Genomic DNA, 22,306 nt, shown 5'->3' on the forward strand with positions numbered 1-22,306 from the left:
GCGAAGAGACTCGAACTCTTACACCTTGCGGCGCTGGAACCTAAATCCAGTGCGTCTACCAATTTCGCCACGCCCCCGATGGCTGTGTATATTAGCGATAAGATCTAACAGTGACAAGTGTTTTTTTTCTAAAAAAAACTAACCGTGTAAATTGTATACAGATACTAGATCAATGATTTTTATCAATTTGAATCTGCTTTAAGCAATTTATTGCTTCACTGGCATTTGAAAACCGATTTTGCTGCTGTTTTTGTAATAAACCTGTGAGCAATGGATAAAAATTGAGAAACTGCGGAGGCAATTGAATGCTTAATTTTTGGCAATGTAATATTGCCCAATCACGATAACTGGTTGCTTCTAAGCGAGTTTGGGTTAACCATTCATATAAAACGATACCCAATGCATATAAATCGCTTTGTATGCTCTTATACCCTCCTCGAAATAGTTCAGGAGCCATATAACGAGGTGTTGCATCCATGATTGATTCTTGACTTGAGATAGGCCTTGTTTTCTCAAAATCAATCAAATAAGGCTTTTGCTGAAACTTTCTAAAATGTTCTGTCTTAACGTCTCCATGAATCCAGCCAAATTCATGCAGTTCAGCAAGTTTATTTATTGCGAACCAAATCTTTCGATATACATCATTAAAAACAGTTTCGTTATTCAATGAATCAAACCACACATCACTATCAGGTAAAATCAGAACTTTACCTAAAGACTGGCCTAACTGGGGAATTAAACTGACTTCAATCAGTTTGTAAGGTAAAAGCCATGTTGAGTTCTTAAGGTTAATTTCTTTGTAAAATAATTGCTCATGCAAAAAATCTTGCTCACTTTGAGCATGGGTTTCAGGCAAATGATATTTTAACCAGTAATTCTTAGTGTCTATGGTACATGTCCATAAACACCGCCCTAACACTGCACTTGCTGGCTTGGTCACACATATTAAGTTTTCTATGGGGGAAGCAAAATCATGCTTCAGCATAGTAGGACTCAGGCTGTTGTTTCTTTTCTTCAAAACGCAAAACCTCTAAACAATGCTGAATTGTTTTACCAATACGAGCATGCGTCTCAATTGAAGAAATTTTTGGCCAAGTCGCGCGTTCTCCTTCCCTTTGCAAACGTTTAAACAAATGTGGACGCGGATTTTGCAAAGTATAGGTATAGTGACTTAGGCTATATTTAGCAATGATATTTACATCACCATAATAACGTTGCCCCATTACGCCATATCCATGATCTAACAATCTTCTGACTGGAGATATAGAACCAAGTCGCTGACGAGTAAAATCCATAACGCCCATTGATAGCACTTTACCTTGGCGTCTTAGAATTCTTTCAGGCCAACTTAGTACATCTTTACGAAAGCGATCCGCATCATTTTGCATAAATGGAACAATATGGGGGTTAACTTGACTCGCAATTGTGTAGTTTAAATTGTAAAGCCGTGCCATTCTTTCTTGAGGGAAATCACTTCTTACGCTTCCATCCACCCACTTTGTATTTGCCATATAAGGTGTATGCTCACCATCATAACGTTTGCTGGTTAAACGTACCGGTGGGAATAAAATTGGCACAGCACATGAAGCTAATACCGCACTCCACACCAAAACGTTCGGTGTCATAATGGCGTTCATAATCCGCGGGTTTTCTGTTGCATCATACGGCGCTACAGCAACATTAATATTCAAGCCTGATTTTTTAAAAGCTTCTTCAAAAGTAAGATCGCCTAAATTTTCAATTAGGAATTTTTTCAAATAGTGAACATCGGCAATCCCACCATTGCCTTTAATAAGTTCACGGAATTTTCTGAAATGAAAAGCATCACTAAAGAATTGCTCGCCATTTAATAAGTTTTGAATATCTTCACTGGCAGAGGTTCCCAGCATACCTGTCATAATTGCTCCAGCACTTGAGCCAGAGAGTACTTTAGGCATCAAGTCTTGTTCAATTAGAGCTTTACATACCCCTGTATGAAACAGACCTAAAGTCGCCCCACCCGAGAACATAAGTGCGGGCTGTCCGTATGCCTTTTCACAGTTTTCAAAAAACTCAATTTTTTCTTTTCTTTGAAAGGTGATGCATTCACTTGAAGCAATGTAAGCCAAGCTTTGGCTTACCTCATCAATATAGTCTTCAATTAACTTTTTTGTTCCCACATGCGTTGCAGCAAAAAGCATCGGGTGACCAATATTTGCAATATCATAGGTTAGACCTTCTTTGAGTAAATAGATGAGGTCTAGTGTTCGATGTTGCTGACGATATCTTTTGAGTAAGGTATACCGATAAGAAATGAGCTCGGCATCGAAGTAAGGTGAACTATTATCAAATTTCCACTCTTGTACCCCTGTTTCTTCATCTAGCTTTAGGGCAAAAGACTTCCATTCTTCATAAGATTCAGCCATGTCTAATTGACGTTGTAATTTTTTGATACGGTAAGCCTGATGTGGATTCATATCACTTCGTAATTTTTCAAACATAATTCGTCCTCATCTTCTCAGATGATTTTACTGAATAGACATGACAACACTATGCTCGGTCTGAACATTTCAATCAATTGCAAAACCGATAAAGTGTATAGGCAATAAGTTTTTTGTCAGCCTGTTAATTTCGGTGTTAGTATCCTAGTAAATTACTGTTTAACATGATTGATTAACCATGGCTACCATTGATTTACCAGAGAATTTAGTTCAAACATTATCACTTGTATTAAATCAGCTACAGCAGGTCTTACCTGAACCTCGAGAAGAGACAGATTTTACTGCACCTGCTTTTAGATGGGAAAATCAGCAACTTAAAGCCATCTACACACCGAAAAATATTTATCTTGATGACTTAAAGGGCATTGAGCGTCAAAAAGAAAAAATCATCCAAAATACTTTGCAATTTTTAAATGGCCTACCGGCCAATGATGTGCTTTTAACGGGTTCGCGTGGTACAGGAAAATCTTCTATCGTTCGTGCTTTATTAACTGAGTATGCCCCTCAAGGATTACGTTTAATCGAAATTGAACGTGATGATTTAGCAGACTTACCTAAAATTCAAAAACTCATTCAAAATCGACCTGAAAAATACATCGTCTATTGTGATGACTTAGCTTTTAACGCTGAAGATGAAAATTATCGCAGTTTAAAAAGTGTATTGGATGGTTCATTACAATCTGGTTCAACAAATTTTATTATTTATGCAACCAGTAACCGTCGCCACTTGTTACCAGAATTCATGCATGAAAATACACCTGTAACCAAGGTCGATGTTCCACAATATACTGAGTTACACCCGCAAGAAGCGATTGAAGAAAAGATCTCTTTATCAGATCGGTTTGGTTTGTGGTTATCTTTTTATCCTATGGACCAAAATTTATATTTAGAAATCGTAGAACATTATCTTGATAAAGCGAACATGCCTTTTAATGACGAAGTTCGTGCTGAAAGTTTACGTTGGTGCCAGATGCGTGGTCAGCGTTCTGGTCGAGCTGCTTATCAGTTTTCTAAGCATTGGATTGGTTTAAATGCGTTAAAAGAGCTAACCAGTTCTTCCAAATAAAATAAAACGGCTATTTCAATAAAAATAGCCGTTTTTTTAAGTATTAAGAATTTACTGGAATAGATAACTCGGTCATTGGCCAACGTGGTGTAGTCGTGACAGCTAAACCATCATGTTGGCCGGCTTTTAAACGCTGATAACCTGCAAAAGCAATCATTGCCCCATTATCAGTACATAAAGCAGGCTCGGCATAATAAACTTGTGCTTTAATTTTCGCCAAGGAAGTTTCTAATTGCTCACGTAGTCTTAAATTTGCACTGACTCCACCGGCAATAACTAAACGTTTAAGTCCAGTTTGCTTTAAAGCTTTTACTGATTTTTTTACCAAGGTATCTACAATTGCTTCTTGGAAGGAAGCAGCAATGTCCGCGTCTCTATTTTCACCATTCAATTTTTTCAATTGAACAGAAACGGCTGTTTTTAAACCACTAAAAGAAAAATCTAGACCTTGATGAAGCATAGGCCTTGGAAATTCAAACGCTAATGGATCACCGGATAATGCAAGTTTTGCGATGTTTGGCCCACCTGGATATGGCAAGCTCATCATTTTTGCAACTTTATCAAAAGCTTCACCCGCAGCATCATCAATAGACTCACCCAATAACTCATATTGACCAATAGCATGGGCTGCCATCAATTGTGTATGCCCACCTGAAACCAACAATGCCACAAATGGAAATTCGGGTGGTTGACTTGCAAGTAATGGTGCCAACATATGCCCTTCCATATGATGAACACCAATAGCAGGCTTATTTAAAGAAAAAGCTAAAGTTCGTCCAAATAAGGCGCCTGTCATTAATGCTCCCATTAAGCCAGGACCACGCGTATACGCGACTGCATCAATCTCTTGTTTTTTTACACCACTTTGCTCAAGCAATTGATTCATTAAAGGAATTAATTTACGAACATGGTCGCGAGAAGCAAGTTCAGGTACTACCCCACCATATTCGGCATGAAGTTTAATCTGACTATAAAGAACCTGTCCCCGTAAGCCGAGTTCGCTATCATAAAGTGCCAACCCTGTTTCATCACAAGAAGTTTCCAAGCCTAAAACAATCATCAAAACTGCCTTTTATATGAGTCAAAATATTGCAATCGCTATTATAGACTTGTGATATGAGTTGTAAATGAGTAAAATACTGACCTTCACTTGTGATCCGGCGCAATGGTGTGCCTGATCTTATCCATAATCTAGAGGATTTTACATGCCACAAGTTAAGTTGAAAGAAGGCGAACCAGTTGACGTAGCTATCCGTCGTTTCAAACGTTCATGCGAAAAAGCTGGTGTTTTAGCTGACGTTCGTAAACGCGAATTCTACGAAAAACCAACTCAAGAACGTAAGCGCAAAAAAGCTGCAGCAGTTAAACGCTACCAAAAGAAATTGGCTCGCGAATCTGTACGTACTACTCGCCTTTACTAATTAATTTGTGATTGACTGCTGAATTATGACTACTTTAAAAAACCAAATTACTGATGCATTAAAAACTTCTATGCGTGCCAAAGATATGGCAACAGTGACGGTTTTGCGTAGTCTACAAGCGGCAATTAAGCAAATCGAAGTCGATGAGCGCAAAGAGCTTGACGACGCTCAGGTTCTTGCGGTCATTGAAAAGCAAATTAAACAACGTAAAGAATCGATCAAAGCCTTTGAAGGTGCTGGTCGTAATGATTTAGCTAGTAAAGAACAAGCCGAAGCTGAGATTATCTCTCAGTTTCTACCAGAAGCTATGACTGAGGAAGAGCTTGATTCTCTCATTGAGCAAACGATTTCTGCTCAAGAAGCAACTAGCATGAAAGATATGGGTAAGGTGATGAATTCTCTACGTCCGATCATAGCCGGGCGTGCCGATCCTGCTCAAGTTTCAGCAAAAATTAAAGCTAAATTAGCTTAATCCTCCCTCTTTTCTTATTCTTTCTTAGATTAAACTTTCATTTACTTGTAAGTTTAAATATATCTACGTCTACGAAAATTATAAGGTCAAACTACAGATCTAAATTTTCATTCGTCGTTCATCTTGCATTTGTTTGAGTCGACTGTCTATTCTAGCTGACATTGCTTGATTGTCTTTTGCTAATCGTTGAGCATGCAACATTGATTTAATTGCATTTTCTTCACTACCTGACCAATACTCTGCTTCAGCCCGATAGCGTAAAACATTAACCGCTCTTAAAGGTGCATTCTTATCCAAATTAGCGGCTTGCTGTAAAAATTGCCAGCCTTGTATATCTCTCGGATTCTTATTAATAAATCTTTGAACCAAGGTTTGGACTTGCGCAAATTTACCTTGACGTAGCAACACTTCAGCCAACTTATAACTAAAAGCTTTATTTTCAGGCATCGTCATTTGTGTAGCAGCAATCGTAGTATAAGCTTGATCTAATTTGTTTTGACCCAAATAAATATCTGTCTGCAATAATGCCACTAGAGGCTTTCCACTAGATTTCGCTTGATCTAAAGTAGACTGGGCTTGAGCATAATCACCTTGTCTTGCATAAAATGCTGCTAAAGCAATCAGACCAGCAATATTCTTTTGAGCGGCCAAACTTTGTAGTTGGTTTTCAGTTGCCTGATTTGCAACCACCATGGTGTACCATTTTAGAATCTCAAAATCAGCATCATATATACGGTTTTTAACTCTCGGCATCTGGTTTGCACGAAGGCGAGCTTCACTCATACGCTCAGTCGTCAATGGATGAGTCAACCAGAAGTCTGGTAAAAAACTCACTCGACTTGTAGCCCTATGCATTGTTTCAAAGTAATCTGCCATACTTTGTGGGTTATAACCTGCCGCATACATATATTGCATGCCGATACGGTCTGCTTCACGCTCTTGATTGCGACTATACGTTAATTGCTTGTCCATGAGTGCAGCTTGCGTTCCAAGCATCACTGCTGCGCCCGCATCACCACCACCCTGTGCAGCTATAGCCACACCTGCCAAAAGTCCTGCTAGACTTAATAACGTTTGACCCTTAAAGGCTTCTTCAGAGCGACTAAAATGTCTTTGTGATACATGGGCAATTTCATGTGCCATTACCCCAGCAATTTCATCAATATTACGAGCTGAAGCGATAAGCCCTGTATTGAGCGCAAATAATCCGCCCGGCACAGCAAAAGCATTAATTTGGGGATCTTTGATAACAACCAGACCAATTGGCTGTCCAAGCTGAGTTTCGCTTAAAATACTCGAAAATACCTGAAAAAACTGGTCTTCTAACCAGACATCTTGAATGACTGGCATTTGTTTGTGAACTTCCCGAAAAACTTTTTCACCAATAAATTTTTCTTTTTGTTGATCAAGCAAACCGATTCCACTTCCAATATTTGGAATTTCCACCTGATTTGCAGATGGTTGAGGGTCAAAAGGCTGCGCGTACGAAGCATTTGTTATAAAAGCCGTACTTAAAATAATTGGCAGAAATCTCAAAAGTTTTTCTCTATTAAAATTAAAGCATCAAAAAAGTCTACTGATATAAAACATAAAAAATTATGTTCAATCAATAGACTTTTACTATATCACTCGAGATAGTTTAGTTTTGCAATGAAGTGTTATTCATCATTTATGCAAAATTTGGATTTACCAAATATCTAGGAGTTTTATCTTCTAAGGCTTCAACTAGATTTTTATAAGCAAGATTTGCCATTTTTTTACGGGTCTCTGCAGTAGCCGATCCTACGTGAGGCAAAGTAACCACATTAGGCAATTTAAAAAGCGCTGAATCTTGCAAAGGTTCTTTTTCGTACACATCCAAACCGGCTGCAAAGATTTCCTCACTTTGTAAGGCCTCAATCAAAGCTTGCTCACCAACCACTGAACCACGCGCAATATTAATAAAAATAGCGTGCTTTTGCATAAGCTCAAATTGAGCTTTGCCCATTAAGGCTTTTGATTCATTATTTAAGTCAACAGCGGTTACTACAAAATCAGACTGTTGCAGCAATTCATCCAAACCAAGATATTGTGCTTTTAAAGGCTCAGCCAATTCAGGCTTTTCACGGCGATTATGGTAAACAATATTCATGTTAAATCCGTAAAAACCCCGGCGTGCAATTGCAGCACCAATATTACCAAGTCCTATAATTCCTAGGGTTTTTCCAAAAACATCCAAACCGAACTGCTGAGGCCCTACTGTTCTTTTCCATTCACCTTGTTTAGTCCAATGATCAAGAAAAGGAACTTTTCTAGCAGCGCTTAGTAATAATGTAAAAGCAAGATCAGCAGTTGTTTCAGTTAAAACGTGAGGGGTATTTGATAACCAGATTTTTCTTTGATTTAAATAAGCCACATCATAATTGTCATAGCCCACCGTTACAGATGAAATAATTTTTAGTTTTTGTGCAGGCGCAAGATTACTTTCATTAAGAAGTCTCCCAGCACCAATCATTCCATCGGCATCTACAACTTGCTGGCGTATTTGCTCATTAATGTCACCCAATTTTGGGTTAAGAACCACAACCTGATAATCCTGTTGTAATCGAGACAAAATTTCTTCATCAATTTGGCTAAAAACTACAACTTTTTTCATGTAAATCCCTACTACTCGTTGTTATCTTGCATCAATTGCCATAATCTTTTTTTAAGGAGCGGTTTCTCCAACATCTCTTTTAAACTTGCCAAGTGAATAATATTGGCATGTTGAATATAAGAACATTCACCCAAACACAAAATTTTCTTATCTGCTGCAACAGCATCTAAAAATCCTTGAATATATGAACCTGCACCGCGTTGGTCTTGATAGCTAGCCAAAGGGAACGGCCATTTCAATTCAGCATATTGCCCTATTTTTGCTTTTTGAATGTTACTCCAAAGCTGCTTTTCTTCATTAGCTAAATTGGTAACATCTAAAAAAATGACACACTTTTCAAGTGCAAATGCTTGCAACTCAAATGAAGCAACCGTAATCGTTGGAACGTGTACCTCATTACGAGGTGGCACAACAGGCGGAACTTCTGCTGGAATTGGGGCCACAATTTCAGGTTCAACTTTGGGAATTTCGTTGATTTGTGGTTTTATGGGTTGTTCAAGAGCTAGATTATTCTTAGAAGGCAGTATAATCGGCTCCACTTCTGGAGCAGTGTGATCTCGCCAGAGGCTTTGAGCATTATTTTTTTGGCACGCCTGTGTCTTAGGAACCCATACGTCAATCCCTAAAGTCGCCAATATATTTCTTTGCTGCCCAATCATCTGTAAATCAATACCTCTACTCTATCTACATTCTAACGGGCTTGAGTTTTTTTTTCAGTGTTTTATTTCATTGAGATGTTTTTATAATCGTATATGTCTTTTAAATAATCATCACACTATTTCTTTTTTGCATTTGATCGACAATTTCTTCTGTCTCAAAACCAAAACGCCAATAAAGCAATTCAAGAACATCCAGCTCATCTTGCGTGATAATACGGTCGCTCCACAGACACATTTCTGCAATAGCTAGAATACTTAGACGGTCACGCAATAATAAACCAGCAATATCATTTAAAATTTCAGCCAGATCTAATGGCTCATCTGAAATTTCATCATAGATATACATTTCATCTGGGTTAAGTAGTGAACGCAAAATACGCTCACGTACTTCTAACTGATTTGGACTATTAATTTGCTGGACATGAAGTAAAGCATCAATCAAACGAACAATTTGAGGTTTTACTTCTTCAAATGCGGTCGGCAAATGTAACGGCATTAAATTCAATTCATATTTAACCCGCTCCAGTAAAAGTGCATCTAATAGGCCAATCTCACCATCTTCCTGAATAATCAGGGCTAGTTTTGTCAAAAATTGACGCGCAATACTTGCAGGTATATGACCGATATTTTTACATGCATCGTGAAATATCTGAATATGAATACGCCCATCCAGATTTAGTAGCGCATCTATAATGGCATGACTAACTGGCGCGTCTTTTGGAATGAATTCTCGATATTGGCGAATCATCAAAATAGCGACCATTACCTCGCGTGAACCCGTCGCAGTTTGTAGTGCTCGCTGAATTAATTCAGGACGCTTCTTATTTCGACGTACGTCGCTACTCAGAGGTTTAATAGCATCATTTAATGCAAAACTAATCGGTGACAGTCTTAACAAAGGTAGAGGCTGTGGAGATGACCAGGGAATATAAATTTCTTTCTCAGATTCTTCCAAGAAATGAAATAAGCTAAACAATGGACGATTACGAAGTTTCTTTAAATTTTCTAATTGCAGATCTTGTAGTAAAGTCGGATTTAACTCATAAATACGTTCACGAATACTCGGATGAATATTCATCCAGCTTTGTGGGCTCAGTGAGTTAGCAAAACACATGTGTGCGATTGACTCTGAATAGGCACTATGAATTTGCGAACCAGAGTGGTGAACATAAATACGCAACAAGGTTTGGGTGTTCGCATTATTTTTTAATAGCCGTACTGTTTTTTGATCATTACGGAATGTACGTCCACTCAAAGTCAAATATTTAATAAAACGAGTAATCAGCACGCCTAAGCTTCCGGCTAACCAAATTACCCCACCCACGGCAACAAAAACTGTTTCAAACTTATGTTTATAACCTGGGCTATAGCGCTTAAAACCTTGTTTGGCTAATTTACTGCCCCACTGACTAAAAGTTGTTAAACCACTATATAGAATCTTTAATTTCGTATTTTCAACAGCCTCACCCGATAAAATCTGATTAAACTCATGGCCTAATAAACCATATAACTCAAGCTTATCCAAATTTTGTAAAGCGCCCCAGGTCAGAATAATGACAATATCTTTAGGATGAAAACCTGCCGTAAGTGCATTTACACCTACTTCATCAGGTAAAACATAGACGGTTGGTACTTTTAGGGAAAAAGTTTGCGCCAAGTGCTCTGTAATTTTTAATGCGGCGAGTTCTTCGGGAGTACTTTCCTCTTTCACCAAACGACGTGCTTTAAGTTGTTTTGCTAAAGAGTGCCCACCTTTACGCAGAATATAAAGTTCGGTAACTACTGACCAAACCATAATAAAAAGTAATAGCGCGACAAAATAAGGACTTAAAGTATGCCACCAAATTGGTTGGCTATAATCAAAAAAATGGACGAGTAAACCTAAAATTAAATTTAAAATAAAAATAGTCAGCAACACGGCAACCAAACACATAGTGATGGACCATGCCATATTTTTATTTTCGATTAGATAGTGGCTTACTTCTTTCAATGTAAATATTCCCAATTACATTGTTAGGTTTCATCATAAAAGAAAAAAGCGGGAAACACCCGCTTTTTTCGGCTATTTCTATTCTTCTTTAATGCCAGTTAAATCTACAGAAGCAGCATCGACATTCACATCAATATAACCATCTTTTTTCTTTTTCGCAGAATCATTACGCTTCTGCTCCAAATTGTTTAAATAGTTAACGTCAATATCACCAGTTACATAGATTCCATCAAATACTGAGCAGTCAAACTCTGTTAAATCAGGCACTTTGCTAGTACGTACAGCATTTTTCAAATCTTCCAATTCTTGGAAAACTAAGCGATCAGCACCAATAATTTCTTGGATCTCTTCAACACTACGCTCTGAAGCAATAAGTTCAGCTTTCGCAGGCATATCAATACCATAAACGTTTGGATACATCACTTTTGGTGCTGCTGAAGCAAAGTATACTTTTTTTGCACCAGAATCACGTGCCATTTGAATAATCTCATTACACGTTGTGCCACGCACAATAGAGTCATCAACCAACAGAACGTTTTTCCCTTTAAACTCTAACTCAACAGGGTTTAATTTCTGACGTACAGATTTTTTACGTTGCTGTTGTCCCGGCATAATAAAGGTACGGCCGATATAACGGTTTTTCATAAAACCTTCACGGAACTTCACACCCAGAATATTTGCAAGTTCTAAAGCTGAAGTACGGCTCGTATCTGGAATTGGGATAACCACATCAATATCATGGTCCTCACCCCAGTCACGTAAAATTTTATGAGCGAGCTTTTCACCCATTTTTAAACGGGCTTTATAAACCGAAATTCCGTCAATAATGGCATCAGGACGAGCAAAATAAACATATTCAAAAATACATGGACGGTATTTTGGATTAGCCGCACATTGTTTAGAGAATAATTGACCATTTGCATCGATAAAAATTGCTTCACCCGGTTCAATATCACGCTCAATTTTAAAACCAAGAGCAGTAATAGCAACTGATTCAGAAGCAATTATGTATTCCATCTCACCCTGGTCAGTTACACGTGAACCATAAATAAGTGGACGAATACCGTTTGGATCACGGAAACCTACTAAACCATGACCAGTGATCATCGCCACGACACCATACGCGCCCTGACAACGCTCATGCACACGAGAAACCGTATGGAAAATATCATCAGCTGTAGGATTTAAAGTACCTTTCTTTTGTAATTCATGTGCGAATACATTTAAAAGAACTTCTGAGTCAGAATCAGTATTCATATGACGTAAATCTGTTTTAAACAGGTCATCATGAATTTCTTCTGCATTGGTTAAATTACCATTATGTGCAAGTGTAATACCGTAAGGTGAATTCACATAAAATGGCTGTGCTTCAGCACTGCTTGCAGAACCAGCAGTTGGGTAACGTACATGGCCAATGCCATAATTACCAAGTAATGCTCTCATATGACGAGTATGAAAGACATCACGTACCATACCGTTATCCTTACGCAGGAAAAGACGGCCTTCATGGCAGGTTACTATTCCAGCTGCATCTTGCCCACGATGTTGCAACATCGTTAAAGCATCAAACAACATTTGGTTCACTGGCGATTTACCGGCTATACCAACAACTCCACACATAGCAACCTCGCAGACAAGCTAGGAATTAATAAAAAGGATTCTTTGTCGAATGGTCAGATCGGCTTTCTAAATCTTCCGATTTGTCCATTGGTTTTGAAGGCGCGCCTGATGCGCTACCTCCAGATGTTATTTGATGAAATGCCTCACTTGCTGCATCTTTAGATAACTCTGTAGCTAAAGGGGCATATGGCAATAAATACTGTATAAGCTTGGATTGCTTCCAGTGTGGTGAACTCTCAACCCAAGGCCCTACACCCTGCATTGTAATTAGTACAACCAACAAACCCTTTAAAGAACCAAAAGCACCACCTGCTAAACGATTTAATGGCCCCAATTTCAGACTTTTCAAGAGGCCATTTAAAAATGCAGAGACGATCCATGTTAAAACAATGATCAAAAGCGCTATAAATGCAAAAGCTGCAATTTTTTGAACCACTGGATCATGACTTAAACCCGACATAGACGGCGCAAGAAGGACAGCATATTTTGCACCCATAATTAATGCAATGACCCATCCTACCAAGTTCGCAAAGGCTTTGATAAATCCTTGTCGCAAACCGTTTAGCCCCCCAATGAGCAAAAGTATCAGAATAATGATATCAATTGTGTTCATATTCACTTATGACATAGATGCAACACATTGTTTCACTAGAATAGGACCGGTATAAATCAGCCCACTATAGATCTGTACTAATGTTGCTCCAGCTTGCTGTTTGACTGCTGCTTGTTCACCCGACAAAATTCCCCCCACGCCAATTAACGGGATTTGTCCTTTTAATGTTTGGGCAAACAAACGTAAGCATTCTGTACTTTTTTCAAAAACAGGTGCGCCTGATAAACCACCCGACTCGTTACCATTAGGAAGATTTTCTACACCTTCTCTTGATAAAGTCGTATTGGTAACAATTAAACCATCAATTTTAAAATGCAATAATTGTGCTGCAATAAACTCAACATCTTCAGCTGTTAAATCAGGTGCAACTTTTAGAACCAAAGGAACATAATGATTATATTGTTCGGCTAGCTCAAGTTGTCTTTCTTTTAAGGTTTGCAATAATTCAGTTAATGCATCACCGCTTTGTAAACTTCTTAAGTTCTTAGTATTTGGAGATGAAATATTAACGGTAATATAAGAAGCGTAGTTATAAACTTTCTCTAGGCAAATTAGGTAATCATCGACAGCCTTTTCTACAGGCGTATCGGCATTCTTACCAATATTAATGCCTAAAATCCCTTTAAATTTTGAAGCTTTGACATTTTCAATCAACTTATCAACGCCATCATTATTAAAACCCATACGGTTAATAATGGCTTTAGCTTCAGGAATACGGAATAAGCGGGGCTGCGGATTACCCGACTGAGGGCGAGGCGTAATGGTTCCAATTTCAATAAAACCGAATCCTAGACCTGCCAGTGCATCAATGTGTGCACCATTTTTATCAAGCCCAGCTGCTAAACCTACCGGATTTGGAAATTCAATTCCCATACAAGTCGTTGGTTTCGCTTCTACGCTCTGACGTAGCAGGCCGAACTTATGTGCTTTATCAAGCATAGATAATGTTAATTCATGGGCACGCTCTGGTGCTAAACTAAACAACATCGGGCGAGCAAGTGAATATAACATACCAATCACAATCTACTGATTTTAGGTAGGCATATTATAGGCACAGGGAGCACAAAACACCATGCTTAAGACCAGCATATTTTAATATGTTATTGAACCGTCGCTGTTAATTTAATCTGACCTTCACTTGAAACCATTTCCATTTTTTCAATACTTAAGCCCATTTGCGCCAGTTGGGTTAAAAAGTTCGCTAAAATTGCGTAATTCTGATGAGTAACAATAATTTGTAACTGCTCGCCATTTTGTTGAGAAGTGACGGTTAACCCTTGTTGTTGAGCTACACGTTGTATTTTTTCTGCTTGACCCAACTCAAGCTCATTCGCAGGTTTCATCGTGACTGCATTACTTTGCATCCACACCATCAAATCTTTTAAATCATTTAGGCGCTGTTGCTGTTGTTCTGCTAAGGAATGCATTTTCCAAAGTGAAGCTCCAATAATAGCCACTACAACAAAAATTGTAGTAAAGACCACCATGATACGTTCACGGACAGTTAAACGGTCTAAATATTGATTGATTTGTTCAATCCACTGATCAAACCGGTTTTGCAATTGAGCTAACATTTTCATTATTGTATTTTCACCACCCCAATTGCCCCACCACCATCGGCTTGAATATTACCTAACTCTGCCTTGAAGCCTTGCTGATTAAGCTGCTGTGTTAAAGCTTGCAAATCATCTCCCGATTTTGCTTTTAAGGCCATGGTTAGTGTAGAAGCATCATAATTTAACTGCTGAGCTAAAATTTGTCTTTGCATTAAAATAGGTCCAACACGGCTCAACAGAGAGAGTGCTTGTGTGTCACCCTGTTTACTCATTCTTAAATGACTTTCAAATTGGCTTTTTATATTTTGTTCATTTACACGACTAGAAGGACCAAACCAATATTTATATTGCTCAATTGTCTGCTCAGCTGTTTGATTGGCTACATTTCTTAATTTCACCCAACGCAACAAATCATAGCTAAACTGAACCACAATTATTGCTAAAACAATAACCGCACATGCTTTCCAGTACCCAGAAACCGTCTGCTCTTGCCCTTTGGCTTTTGGTAAAACATTAAAAGGATGCTGTTTAGGTTTATCTAAGCCCTGAAACTCATAAAAAAATTCTGAACGTTGCTCAACACTAGAAGCTGCTTCTAAGCTTTCTAACTGTTCTACAGTCAGCCCACTATATTGATAATGTGTTTCAACCGGCTGGAACTCCAAAAACAATCCCAAATCATCCAGTGAATTACCTACCCACTTACTTTCGCGCGCCAGTAATTTTTGATCAATATTACACAGAATAACTTGTTGATCTTGAGGTTCAGGCAAAATCAAAAAGTCTGGTAACAAAGCAACGAGCTTGATTGGCAACAAATTCATCGCATGTTGCCATGTTTCCACAGTAGTTTTTGCGACGCCCAATATTGTTAATTGATCAGCATGAAAATGATGAACCACTTTCATGTGATCAATCGGCAAAGTTACAAACTCTTCAAGCAAATATTTAACACCATCTGCTCCGAGTTGCTTGTAATGAGACTTTGCTATTTGTTGCTGGAATACCTGAGCATGACGGCTAGGAAAAAAGACGACAGCCTCTTTTCCTTGATGCAATTGTAGGTCTTGTATTAATTGATCCAGACTTGCAGCCTGTAACCAGTTTTCTCCGTTAGACCAATGCCATATTCCATTGGTTTCAGGCATCCATAAATACAGCATAATGGGCGAAATAACCTTTTTTAATTATATTGTGGGTATAAAACTATTTTTTTGTGTTGATAAACCAGTTGCAATCACAGCCTGATCATAAATTCGGGCTTCAGCCAAAGCAAATGGATTAAAGCTTTCATGAGTCAGCAGTTCAGCAATATGTCCTACTACATTCATATGACACACCACTACAATTGACTCATAAGGAACCTGAGATAACCACTCAATTGCTTCTTTCGCATTATCATCTGGTTTAATTTTATCGCATAACAGCACAGGCACATCTTTAAAATACGCTTGAATATGTGCCAATGTTTCTTGAGCACGTAGTAAAGGACTAACTACAAAAATGTCAGGCTTAACAATATCTTTTAAAAATGTTGCTGTCTGTTCAGCTTGAGCGTGTCCACGAGCAGTAAGAGGGCGTTTAGTGTCGTTACCATTTACAGGTGGAGCGGCTTCCCCATGGCGAACCAATGTCAGTTGCATAAATTTTCCTTGTTAATAATTCTTGCATTATAACCACAATTTATGACATTTCTTCTTCAGACTTCGTGATGAGGCAAAACAAATTCTACATCACTACGATGTCCGTTTTTCATAAGAGATAATGCAATATTTAAAGGAGGCGCCCCTTCAAAAATAACTTCATATAGAGCGTTGGTAATAGGCATATAAACATCTAGTTCTTCTGCTTTACCACGCACCTGAACGATTGTATTGATGCCTTCTGCTGTCTGACCCAACTCTTTACTGGCTTGATCAAGTGTTTTACCCGAACCTAAAGCATAGCCAATCTGATAATTACGGCTTAAAGGACTATTACAAGTCGCGAATAAATCTCCCACACCTGACAACCCCAAGAATGTAAGTGGATTTGCACCTTGTTTTACTGCAAAACGACTCATCTCGGCCAGAGCACGGGTTAAAATCATACTCTTGGTGTTTTCACCAATTTTGTAAGCTGCGCCAATTCCCATTGCAACCGCATAAATATTTTTAAGCGCACCACCTAATTCCACACCATGCACATCATCACTACCAAAAACACGGAATAGAGCACTATGCAGAGCATGTTGCACAGCATAACGAACTAATTCCGAATCACTAGCAATAACGGTACCCGACGGCATACCTGCCATAATTTCTTTTGCAAGGTTTGGACCTGATAGCACACCATAAGGTACTTCCGGCAATTCTTCACGAATAATATCACTCATGAAGCTGAAAGTTTTAGCTTCAATACCCTTGGTTAAAGAAACAACCGCTTGTGCCGTAATATATGGAGCAATTTGTTTTAAGACATCACGGAATGAGTGACTTGGAATTGCGACCAAAATAATATCTCGGTCACACACGGCTTGCTCAAGATCAGACACGGCACGTAATGATGACTCTAAAGTAAAGTCCGGCAAGTAACGTTTATTAATGTGGGTTTTATTAATTTCCTCAGCTGTTTCGGCATCACGAATCCAGATCATGGTATCGCAACCGTTACGTGCAGCTAAATTTGCCATAGCCGTTCCGAAGCTCCCTCCCCCTAGAACAGTAATACGTAAAGCGGTTTTTTTATCAACCGCAACAGGTTCTACCAAATCTGTAAACTTAAATTCAGCCATCTTTTATTATCCTATTTCTTACTTTTACAGACTTTTAAGCCTGCCAAACTTTTACGAATTCTTTACTTTCAATATCTGCACGGGGTGCAATTACTTTAGCTGCTGTACCGACGTAAATAATACCTGAAATTAAATCACGGGCTTGCAGGCCTAAATGCTGTTTTAACCAATTTGATTCGACAACTGCACCACTACGCCACATGGTCGAAAACCCTTGAGCTTGCAAAGATAACAAAAGATTTTGTATTGCGGCCCCTGTACTTAAGATTTGTTCAAAATGCGGTACTTTTGGATGATCTTGTAATTGTGTAAGCGCCAAAATGAGTAGCGGGGCGCGAAAAGGATGTTGTTTAACTCGTTCGAGTTGAGCGGGATCAGTTTCACCCAAATCTGCCAAAGCCTTTGCTAACACTTCTCCAAAAGCAGCACGTTGTTCGCCCGAAACTACCACAAAACGTGTTGGCTTAAGTCTATGATGATCTGGAGCTGTCAAAGCTGCTTGGAAAGCTAACTCTAATTGCTCTGTATTTGGAGCTGGCTCAACTAATTGGCCAATAGACTGACGCTGATGAATATTTTGGTGAATTATTTGTATTGCTGAATCCGTCATTAATATTGATCTAACTCAAAAATTCAAAATAGATTAGCATAATCTACCGTTAATCCACCATTGAATCTAGTTTATAAAATTAGCGAACTCACACTTTGACATTTTTTAATACAAAACATCAAAACTCATACAACGTATTCAAAATCAATTAGAAAACCTGTGTTCAAATGGCAATATCTTTTAGCGATTAACTTTAGGTGAATTATGAAAAAAATAATTTTAGCGAGCGCAATGAGCGGTGTTGTTTTATTACTTGGTGCTTGTGCAACTACTCCTAAAAATACTCTAGCAGTTCAGAAAGAAAATAATCAGTTTGAAGTTACAGGTATTGGCAAAACCAATTTAATTGCAAAAAACAATGCAATTACAGCAGCCCAAAAAACTTGCTCAAAAAACACTTCACCAGTCGTTGTGGATGAAAAAACAACCTACAATGGTGTATTAAAAGATGTTGTAAGTGAAAAAACTGGTCAAATGGTTGAAGCTGCGGCAGGTGTTATTGGTACATTGACGGGTAAAAATGCATCTTTAGCAAAAGATGATGACTATCAAACAACGCTTACTTTCTATTGTAAAATTAATTAATTAAAAAAATCCCAATCAAATGATTGGGATTTTTTTATTAGCAGTAACCATCTAATCTGGTCAGTGGTAATTTCTTACCAATTGCTTTTTCAATTTCGGGTAAATAAAAGGCATCATCTTCTGAAAGAAAACTAATACTTACACCTTGTGACCCAGCGCGACCTGTACGACCAATACGGTGTACATAATCATCAGACTGCTCAGGCAAAGTAAAGTTAATGACATGTGATACGCCATCTACATGAATACCACGACCAGCAACATCCGTCGCAATCATAATATTATGTTTACCTTGCTTAAATTGCTCTAGCATTTTTAAACGTTTATCTTGAGCAATCTCACCTGAAAGCATACCGACTCTATATCCATCTTTCTTTAAATGATCATAAAGACGGCGCACCTGATCACGTCGATTAGCAAAAATCATGACTTTATCGATCGGCTCTTCACGCAAGATATCTTGTAATAAACGATATTTATCTTGTTTAGCCACGACATACACTCGTTGCTCTACATCGTTATTCGTTTTTTGCTCAGGCTCAATTTCAACAGTGATCGGTTCAAACAACCATTGTCTCGCCAAATTCAAAACATCATAACTAAACGTCGCAGAGAACATCAGCGTTTGACGTTGTTCCTTACGCGGAGAGTAACGGACAATACGTTTTACAGAAGGAATAAAACCCATGTCCAGTAAACGGTCAGCTTCATCAATCACTAAAAATTCAATTTGATCGAGCCAAACTTCTTTTTGTTCTACAAAATCAATTAGACGCCCAGGTGTAGCGACCATGATATCGACAAAATTAGCATCTAGCTGTTTCTTTTGCTTATCAAAATCTACACCACCTAATAATGTTACAAGGTGCAAATCTGAGAATTTTGTGAGTAGCTTTGCATCACTTTCAATTTGCAACGCCAATTCACGAGTGGGTGCCAAAATTAAGGCACGTGGCTCACCACGGAAACGCTGCTCTTGAACCGGATTATTGAGTAAATCATTAATTACACTAATCAGAAACGCAGCTGTTTTACCAGTTCCTGTCTGTGCTCGCCCAATTGCATCATGCCCGGCTAATGTATATTTTAAAACCTTTTGCTGAATTGGGGTCATTTGAGTAAACCCTAAAGCATCAATCGCCTTTTTAAGTTGCGGATGTAAATTCAAGGTTTCAAAACCAGATGTCATAAATACGTGCTCTAACAAACAATCTCTCGAATGAGAAGATCATTATAAACAAAAACGCCCCAATTCAAAAATTGGAGCGTCCATCATTCATCAAAAAGATGAATTAGTCTTAGTCTAAAGGCTGAACGTTTTCAGCTTGAAAACCTTTTTGGCCTTGAACTACGCTAAATTCTACACGTTGGCCGTCACGTAAAGAACGGTGACCGTCACCTACGATCGCACGGAAATGAACGAATACATCGTCACCGCCGTTACGTTGAATAAAACCAAAGCCTTTAGTGTCATTAAACCACTTTACTACGCCTTGTTCACGAGCTGTCATAAGTCAATCCTCAGATGTTGAAAAAAGGACCTTCCGGTGTTGCAAACAGCAGAGCAAACAAGGTTTTAAAATATTTATAATCTTAAAGCTTGTAATCATTCTGTAAAACTATCAACAATTTCCGGTTACATCCATTTGTTATAGGGTTATTAAATCAATTTGATTGTGTGGTAAATCCTAAAACGGTTCGAGCTTAACACGGGTTTATGACAATTAATAGAATTTTTTTCAATTATTTCCCCTATTTTTAGTTCTTTTTTTAAACAGCTTATTACAATATTTTTTATAGAAATTCCCCCTATCTTGTTCCATAAAATATGCTGTATTTACTAAAAATTTGTTAGAATATTTTTTTTAGTTGTTTTGATGATGAATGAGCAATACTTCTTCTAATACAGCACCCATTGAAATTAATGCCCTTGGGCAGCCCTGCCCAATGCCATTGTTAATGCTAAAGCGTGAACTTAAAAAAGCGTCAGGCAAACAACAATTTTTATTAAAATCGTCAGATCCTCATAGCGAAATTGATGTAACTCGTTACTGTGGTTTGCATCATTTTATGTGTCAAACTACACACGTATCAGAGAGAGAATTTCACTATTTAATTGAAACTCAATAATTCTTTGCTAAACTAAAAGATTAGAAATTGCATAAAATTTTACATTTCTCTACCCAATTTTCCTTAATTATGAAGCTGATTCAAATTAAGATGAATTTATTGGTTATCCCATTCGATCCTATAAGGAGAACTCATGAGTGACAGCAGCAATCAATTGATGCCCCTGTCATTGTCTGCGCCCGGTGTAAACCTTGGTGCATATATCAGTACTGTCAATCAGATTCCTATTTTAACGGCCGAGCAAGAAAAAGAACTTGCTGAGCGTTATTATTATGACCAAGATCTTGATGCCGCAAAAATGCTGGTAATGTCGCATTTACGCTTTGTCGTTCATATTGCGCGCAGCTATGCAGGTTATGGCCTACCACAAGGCGACCTTATTCAAGAAGGTAATTTAGGCTTAATGAAAGCCGTGAAACGTTTCGACCCAAATATGGGTGTACGTTTAGTATCTTTTGCCGTCCATTGGATTAAGGCAGAAATTCATGAATACGTTATTCGCAACTGGCGTATTGTCAAAATTGCAACGACAAAAGCTCAGCGTAAATTATTTTTCAATTTACGTAGTCTAAAAAAATCGAGTAAAAAACTTACCCTCGAAGAAGCTCAATCGATTGCTAATGACTTAAATGTAACACCAGAGCAAGTACTGGAAATGGAAGGTCGTTTAACTGCCTATGATGCTGCTTTTGAGGCGCAAGGCGACGACGATGATGACACTCCTCATACTGCTCCTGCGTTGTATCTTGAAGATAACCGCTATGACCCTGCTCGTTTAGTCGAAAACGAAGACTGGGAAGAGCAAAGTACTTCAGCCTTGCATGATGCAATGGACCAGTTAGATGACCGTTCACGTAATATTTTGCAACGCCGCTGGTTAGATGATGACAAATCTACTCTTCATGAGTTAGCGGCTGAATATAATGTTTCTGCAGAGCGTATCCGTCAGCTTGAAAAGAATGCGATGGAAAAGATTAAAACTGCCATGTCAGCAAGCTAAAATAAATGAAAAAATAAAAGGGCGATCCGCCCTTTTGTTTTATCTGGCTATGTTTAGCCAACCCAATCTATGTTAACGTTGCTTTTCATTATTCAATTGCGTTTTTTGTTATGTGGATTGCCATTTCAGCCCTTAATCTTGCCTTTGCAGTCATATTGGGTGCTTTTGGAGCACATGGTCTTAAAGCTCATGCGGGTCCCGAGCAACTTGCTTGGTGGCATACTGCAACCGACTACTTTTTTTATCATGCACTAGGTCTATTGGCGCTTGGTATTTTAAGTAAGGTTCTTCCTCATTTCCCAATCAAGTTATCTTTTCTACTTATCCAGATTGGTATTCTATTTTTTTGTGGTTCGCTTTACATCATGGCGCTAGGTTTACCACGAATATTAGGTGCAATTACACCAATCGGTGGAGCCTTAATGATTGCTGGATGGCTGGTCTTGGCTTGGAATGCTTTCAAATACGCAAAATAATCGGAATGTGATCATGCAAATTTATTTAAATGGCGAATTAACGGACACGCCTTGTCAAAACCTGTTGCAACTCATTCAGGAACTGGCACTTGAAGGAAAACGCTTTGCTGTAGAACACAATCAGCAAATCGTTTCCAAAAGCAAATTAGAGCAAATTTCTATTGCTCAACATGACCGTATCGAAATTATTCACGCTGTTGGCGGCGGCTAAGTCGGAGTT

The 22,306-nt window shown here is 38.4% G+C and carries 25 protein-coding genes; 8 read left to right on the forward strand and 17 right to left on the reverse strand.

The window, feature by feature from the left end:
• Window positions 1–169 precede the first annotated feature (169 nt).
• Entirely contained in the window at window positions 170–985 is an 816-nt protein-coding gene (locus KTI78_RS00005) for a protein kinase domain-containing protein (RefSeq protein ID WP_016140520.1), read from the reverse strand.
• A complete protein-coding gene (locus KTI78_RS00010) occupies window positions 972–2,480 on the reverse strand; it encodes a DUF3336 domain-containing protein (RefSeq protein WP_239975123.1) in 1,509 nt (502 codons plus the stop codon). The genes KTI78_RS00005 and KTI78_RS00010 overlap by 14 nt, the downstream gene beginning before the upstream one ends.
• Before the next feature lie 178 nt (window positions 2,481–2,658).
• On the opposite strand from KTI78_RS00010, the gene KTI78_RS00015 reads away from it, so the two are divergent.
• On the forward strand, window positions 2,659–3,546 hold the full coding sequence (locus KTI78_RS00015; RefSeq protein ID WP_016140518.1) for an ATP-binding protein: 888 nt from the start codon (window positions 2,659–2,661) through the stop codon (window positions 3,544–3,546).
• Between the two features lie 43 nt (window positions 3,547–3,589).
• On the opposite strand, the gene tsaD is transcribed toward KTI78_RS00015, so the two are convergent.
• Complete coding sequence (gene tsaD / locus KTI78_RS00020; protein ID WP_262444861.1) at window positions 3,590–4,606, reverse strand: tRNA (adenosine(37)-N6)-threonylcarbamoyltransferase complex transferase subunit TsaD; 1,017 nt, start codon at window positions 4,604–4,606, stop codon at window positions 3,590–3,592.
• A 145-nt stretch (window positions 4,607–4,751) separates the two neighbouring features.
• On the opposite strand from tsaD, the gene rpsU reads away from it, so the two are divergent.
• Both rpsU and KTI78_RS00030 read left to right on the forward strand, forming a co-directional pair.
• Entirely contained in the window at window positions 4,752–4,967 is a 216-nt protein-coding gene (gene rpsU, locus KTI78_RS00025) for a 30S ribosomal protein S21 (protein WP_001136722.1), read from the forward strand.
• 25 nt (window positions 4,968–4,992) lie between these two features.
• On the forward strand, window positions 4,993–5,439 hold the full coding sequence (locus KTI78_RS00030) for a GatB/YqeY domain-containing protein (RefSeq protein ID WP_016140516.1): 447 nt from the start codon (window positions 4,993–4,995) through the stop codon (window positions 5,437–5,439).
• Between the two features lie 99 nt (window positions 5,440–5,538).
• Here the strand turns inward: KTI78_RS00030 and KTI78_RS00035 are convergent, their stop codons facing one another.
• The 12 genes from KTI78_RS00035 to KTI78_RS00090 form a co-directional block, all read right to left on the reverse strand.
• Window positions 5,539–6,966 (reverse strand): M48 family metalloprotease, encoded by a 1,428-nt coding sequence (locus KTI78_RS00035; protein WP_080649578.1) that lies wholly within the window; start codon window positions 6,964–6,966, stop codon window positions 5,539–5,541.
• A 142-nt stretch (window positions 6,967–7,108) separates the two neighbouring features.
• Complete coding sequence (locus KTI78_RS00040; protein ID WP_262444862.1) at window positions 7,109–8,074, reverse strand: 2-hydroxyacid dehydrogenase; 966 nt, start codon at window positions 8,072–8,074, stop codon at window positions 7,109–7,111.
• An 11-nt stretch (window positions 8,075–8,085) separates the two neighbouring features.
• Window positions 8,086–8,733 (reverse strand): hypothetical protein, encoded by a 648-nt coding sequence (locus KTI78_RS00045; RefSeq protein WP_262444863.1) that lies wholly within the window; start codon window positions 8,731–8,733, stop codon window positions 8,086–8,088.
• A gap of 100 nt (window positions 8,734–8,833) precedes the next feature.
• Complete coding sequence (locus KTI78_RS00050) at window positions 8,834–10,723, reverse strand: M48 family metalloprotease (RefSeq protein WP_039758715.1); 1,890 nt, start codon at window positions 10,721–10,723, stop codon at window positions 8,834–8,836.
• Between the two features lie 78 nt (window positions 10,724–10,801).
• On the reverse strand, window positions 10,802–12,343 hold the full coding sequence (purF, locus tag KTI78_RS00055) for an amidophosphoribosyltransferase (RefSeq protein WP_262444864.1): 1,542 nt from the start codon (window positions 12,341–12,343) through the stop codon (window positions 10,802–10,804).
• Window positions 12,344–12,368: 25 nt separating this feature from the next.
• Window positions 12,369–12,956, reverse strand: a complete 588-nt coding sequence (locus KTI78_RS00060) for a CvpA family protein (RefSeq protein WP_016140510.1) — start codon at window positions 12,954–12,956, stop codon at window positions 12,369–12,371.
• Between the two features lie 6 nt (window positions 12,957–12,962).
• Entirely contained in the window at window positions 12,963–13,967 is a 1,005-nt protein-coding gene (locus KTI78_RS00065; RefSeq protein WP_016140509.1) for a quinone-dependent dihydroorotate dehydrogenase, read from the reverse strand.
• Between the two features lie 89 nt (window positions 13,968–14,056).
• Complete coding sequence (locus tag KTI78_RS00070; protein ID WP_262444865.1) at window positions 14,057–14,536, reverse strand: type II secretion system protein M; 480 nt, start codon at window positions 14,534–14,536, stop codon at window positions 14,057–14,059.
• Window positions 14,536–15,675, reverse strand: a complete 1,140-nt coding sequence (gspL, locus tag KTI78_RS00075; RefSeq protein WP_016140507.1) for a type II secretion system protein GspL — start codon at window positions 15,673–15,675, stop codon at window positions 14,536–14,538. The genes KTI78_RS00070 and gspL overlap by 1 nt, the downstream gene beginning before the upstream one ends.
• A 24-nt stretch (window positions 15,676–15,699) precedes the next feature.
• Window positions 15,700–16,155, reverse strand: a complete 456-nt coding sequence (locus KTI78_RS00080) for a SixA phosphatase family protein (protein ID WP_016140506.1) — start codon at window positions 16,153–16,155, stop codon at window positions 15,700–15,702.
• Window positions 16,156–16,211: 56 nt separating this feature from the next.
• The gene (locus KTI78_RS00085; protein WP_016140505.1) at window positions 16,212–17,285 is read right to left on the reverse strand and encodes an NAD(P)H-dependent glycerol-3-phosphate dehydrogenase; all 1,074 of its coding nucleotides are present in this window, start codon (window positions 17,283–17,285) and stop codon (window positions 16,212–16,214) included.
• Window positions 17,286–17,319: 34 nt separating this feature from the next.
• Window positions 17,320–17,895 (reverse strand): nitroreductase, encoded by a 576-nt coding sequence (locus KTI78_RS00090; protein WP_262444866.1) that lies wholly within the window; start codon window positions 17,893–17,895, stop codon window positions 17,320–17,322.
• A 204-nt stretch (window positions 17,896–18,099) separates the two neighbouring features.
• Between KTI78_RS00090 and KTI78_RS00095 the strand changes: the two genes are divergently transcribed.
• Window positions 18,100–18,480, forward strand: a complete 381-nt coding sequence (locus KTI78_RS00095) for a hypothetical protein (protein WP_262444867.1) — start codon at window positions 18,100–18,102, stop codon at window positions 18,478–18,480.
• A gap of 37 nt (window positions 18,481–18,517) precedes the next feature.
• On the opposite strand, the gene rhlB is transcribed toward KTI78_RS00095, so the two are convergent.
• Window positions 18,518–19,669: an ATP-dependent RNA helicase RhlB gene (rhlB, locus tag KTI78_RS00100; RefSeq protein ID WP_016140502.1), complete on the reverse strand. Its 1,152-nt coding sequence runs from the start codon at window positions 19,667–19,669 to the stop codon at window positions 18,518–18,520.
• Between the two features lie 109 nt (window positions 19,670–19,778).
• Window positions 19,779–19,991, reverse strand: a complete 213-nt coding sequence (locus KTI78_RS00105; protein WP_000126912.1) for a cold-shock protein — start codon at window positions 19,989–19,991, stop codon at window positions 19,779–19,781.
• Window positions 19,992–20,364: 373 nt separating this feature from the next.
• Between KTI78_RS00105 and KTI78_RS00115 the strand changes: the two genes are divergently transcribed.
• The 4 genes from KTI78_RS00115 to thiS all read left to right on the forward strand — a co-directional run bounded on the left by KTI78_RS00115 (window position 20,365) and on the right by thiS (window position 22,297).
• A complete protein-coding gene (locus tag KTI78_RS00115) occupies window positions 20,365–20,610 on the forward strand; it encodes a sulfurtransferase TusA family protein (protein ID WP_016140501.1) in 246 nt (81 codons plus the stop codon).
• 133 nt (window positions 20,611–20,743) lie between these two features.
• Window positions 20,744–21,610: an RNA polymerase sigma factor RpoH gene (gene rpoH, locus KTI78_RS00120; protein WP_002115267.1), complete on the forward strand. Its 867-nt coding sequence runs from the start codon at window positions 20,744–20,746 to the stop codon at window positions 21,608–21,610.
• Window positions 21,611–21,720: 110 nt separating this feature from the next.
• Window positions 21,721–22,086 (forward strand): DUF423 domain-containing protein, encoded by a 366-nt coding sequence (locus tag KTI78_RS00125; protein WP_262444868.1) that lies wholly within the window; start codon window positions 21,721–21,723, stop codon window positions 22,084–22,086.
• Window positions 22,087–22,099: 13 nt separating this feature from the next.
• On the forward strand, window positions 22,100–22,297 hold the full coding sequence (gene thiS / locus KTI78_RS00130) for a sulfur carrier protein ThiS (RefSeq protein ID WP_174748960.1): 198 nt from the start codon (window positions 22,100–22,102) through the stop codon (window positions 22,295–22,297).
• The last annotated feature ends 9 nt before the right edge of the window (window positions 22,298–22,306 follow it).

This window comes from Acinetobacter sp. WU_MDCI_Abxe161, assembly GCF_025514355.1.
GTDB lineage: Bacteria > Pseudomonadota > Gammaproteobacteria > Pseudomonadales > Moraxellaceae > Acinetobacter > Acinetobacter pittii_E.

Bases quoted from the DNA above. Each gene is read 5' to 3' on its own strand.
- tsaD (WP_262444861.1), bottom strand. From the start codon at position 4,606: ATGATTGTTTTAGGCTTGGAAACTTCTTGTGATGAAACAGGGTTGGCA.
- KTI78_RS00030 (WP_016140516.1), top strand. From the start codon at position 4,993: ATGACTACTTTAAAAAACCAAATTACTGATGCATTAAAAACTTCTATG.
- KTI78_RS00040 (WP_262444862.1), bottom strand. From the start codon at position 8,074: ATGAAAAAAGTTGTAGTTTTTAGCCAAATTGATGAAGAAATTTTGTCT.
- rhlB (WP_016140502.1), bottom strand. From the start codon at position 19,669: ATGACATCTGGTTTTGAAACCTTGAATTTACATCCGCAACTTAAAAAG.
- KTI78_RS00005 (WP_016140520.1), bottom strand. From the start codon at position 985: ATGCTGAAGCATGATTTTGCTTCCCCCATAGAAAACTTAATATGTGTG.
- gspL (WP_016140507.1), bottom strand. From the start codon at position 15,675: ATGCTGTATTTATGGATGCCTGAAACCAATGGAATATGGCATTGGTCT.
- thiS (WP_174748960.1), top strand. From the start codon at position 22,100: ATGCAAATTTATTTAAATGGCGAATTAACGGACACGCCTTGTCAAAAC.
- KTI78_RS00010 (WP_239975123.1), bottom strand. From the start codon at position 2,480: ATGTTTGAAAAATTACGAAGTGATATGAATCCACATCAGGCTTACCGT.
- rpoH (WP_002115267.1), top strand. From the start codon at position 20,744: ATGAGTGACAGCAGCAATCAATTGATGCCCCTGTCATTGTCTGCGCCC.
- KTI78_RS00105 (WP_000126912.1), bottom strand. From the start codon at position 19,991: ATGACAGCTCGTGAACAAGGCGTAGTAAAGTGGTTTAATGACACTAAA.
- KTI78_RS00045 (WP_262444863.1), bottom strand. From the start codon at position 8,733: ATGATTGGGCAGCAAAGAAATATATTGGCGACTTTAGGGATTGACGTA.
- KTI78_RS00080 (WP_016140506.1), bottom strand. From the start codon at position 16,155: ATGCAACTGACATTGGTTCGCCATGGGGAAGCCGCTCCACCTGTAAAT.
- KTI78_RS00090 (WP_262444866.1), bottom strand. From the start codon at position 17,895: ATGACGGATTCAGCAATACAAATAATTCACCAAAATATTCATCAGCGT.
- KTI78_RS00060 (WP_016140510.1), bottom strand. From the start codon at position 12,956: ATGAACACAATTGATATCATTATTCTGATACTTTTGCTCATTGGGGGG.
- KTI78_RS00015 (WP_016140518.1), top strand. From the start codon at position 2,659: ATGGCTACCATTGATTTACCAGAGAATTTAGTTCAAACATTATCACTT.
- KTI78_RS00095 (WP_262444867.1), top strand. From the start codon at position 18,100: ATGAAAAAAATAATTTTAGCGAGCGCAATGAGCGGTGTTGTTTTATTA.
- KTI78_RS00125 (WP_262444868.1), top strand. From the start codon at position 21,721: ATGTGGATTGCCATTTCAGCCCTTAATCTTGCCTTTGCAGTCATATTG.
- rpsU (WP_001136722.1), top strand. From the start codon at position 4,752: ATGCCACAAGTTAAGTTGAAAGAAGGCGAACCAGTTGACGTAGCTATC.
- KTI78_RS00115 (WP_016140501.1), top strand. From the start codon at position 20,365: ATGAGCAATACTTCTTCTAATACAGCACCCATTGAAATTAATGCCCTT.
- KTI78_RS00065 (WP_016140509.1), bottom strand. From the start codon at position 13,967: ATGTTATATTCACTTGCTCGCCCGATGTTGTTTAGTTTAGCACCAGAG.
- purF (WP_262444864.1), bottom strand. From the start codon at position 12,343: ATGTGTGGAGTTGTTGGTATAGCCGGTAAATCGCCAGTGAACCAAATG.
- KTI78_RS00070 (WP_262444865.1), bottom strand. From the start codon at position 14,536: ATGAAAATGTTAGCTCAATTGCAAAACCGGTTTGATCAGTGGATTGAA.
- KTI78_RS00085 (WP_016140505.1), bottom strand. From the start codon at position 17,285: ATGGCTGAATTTAAGTTTACAGATTTGGTAGAACCTGTTGCGGTTGAT.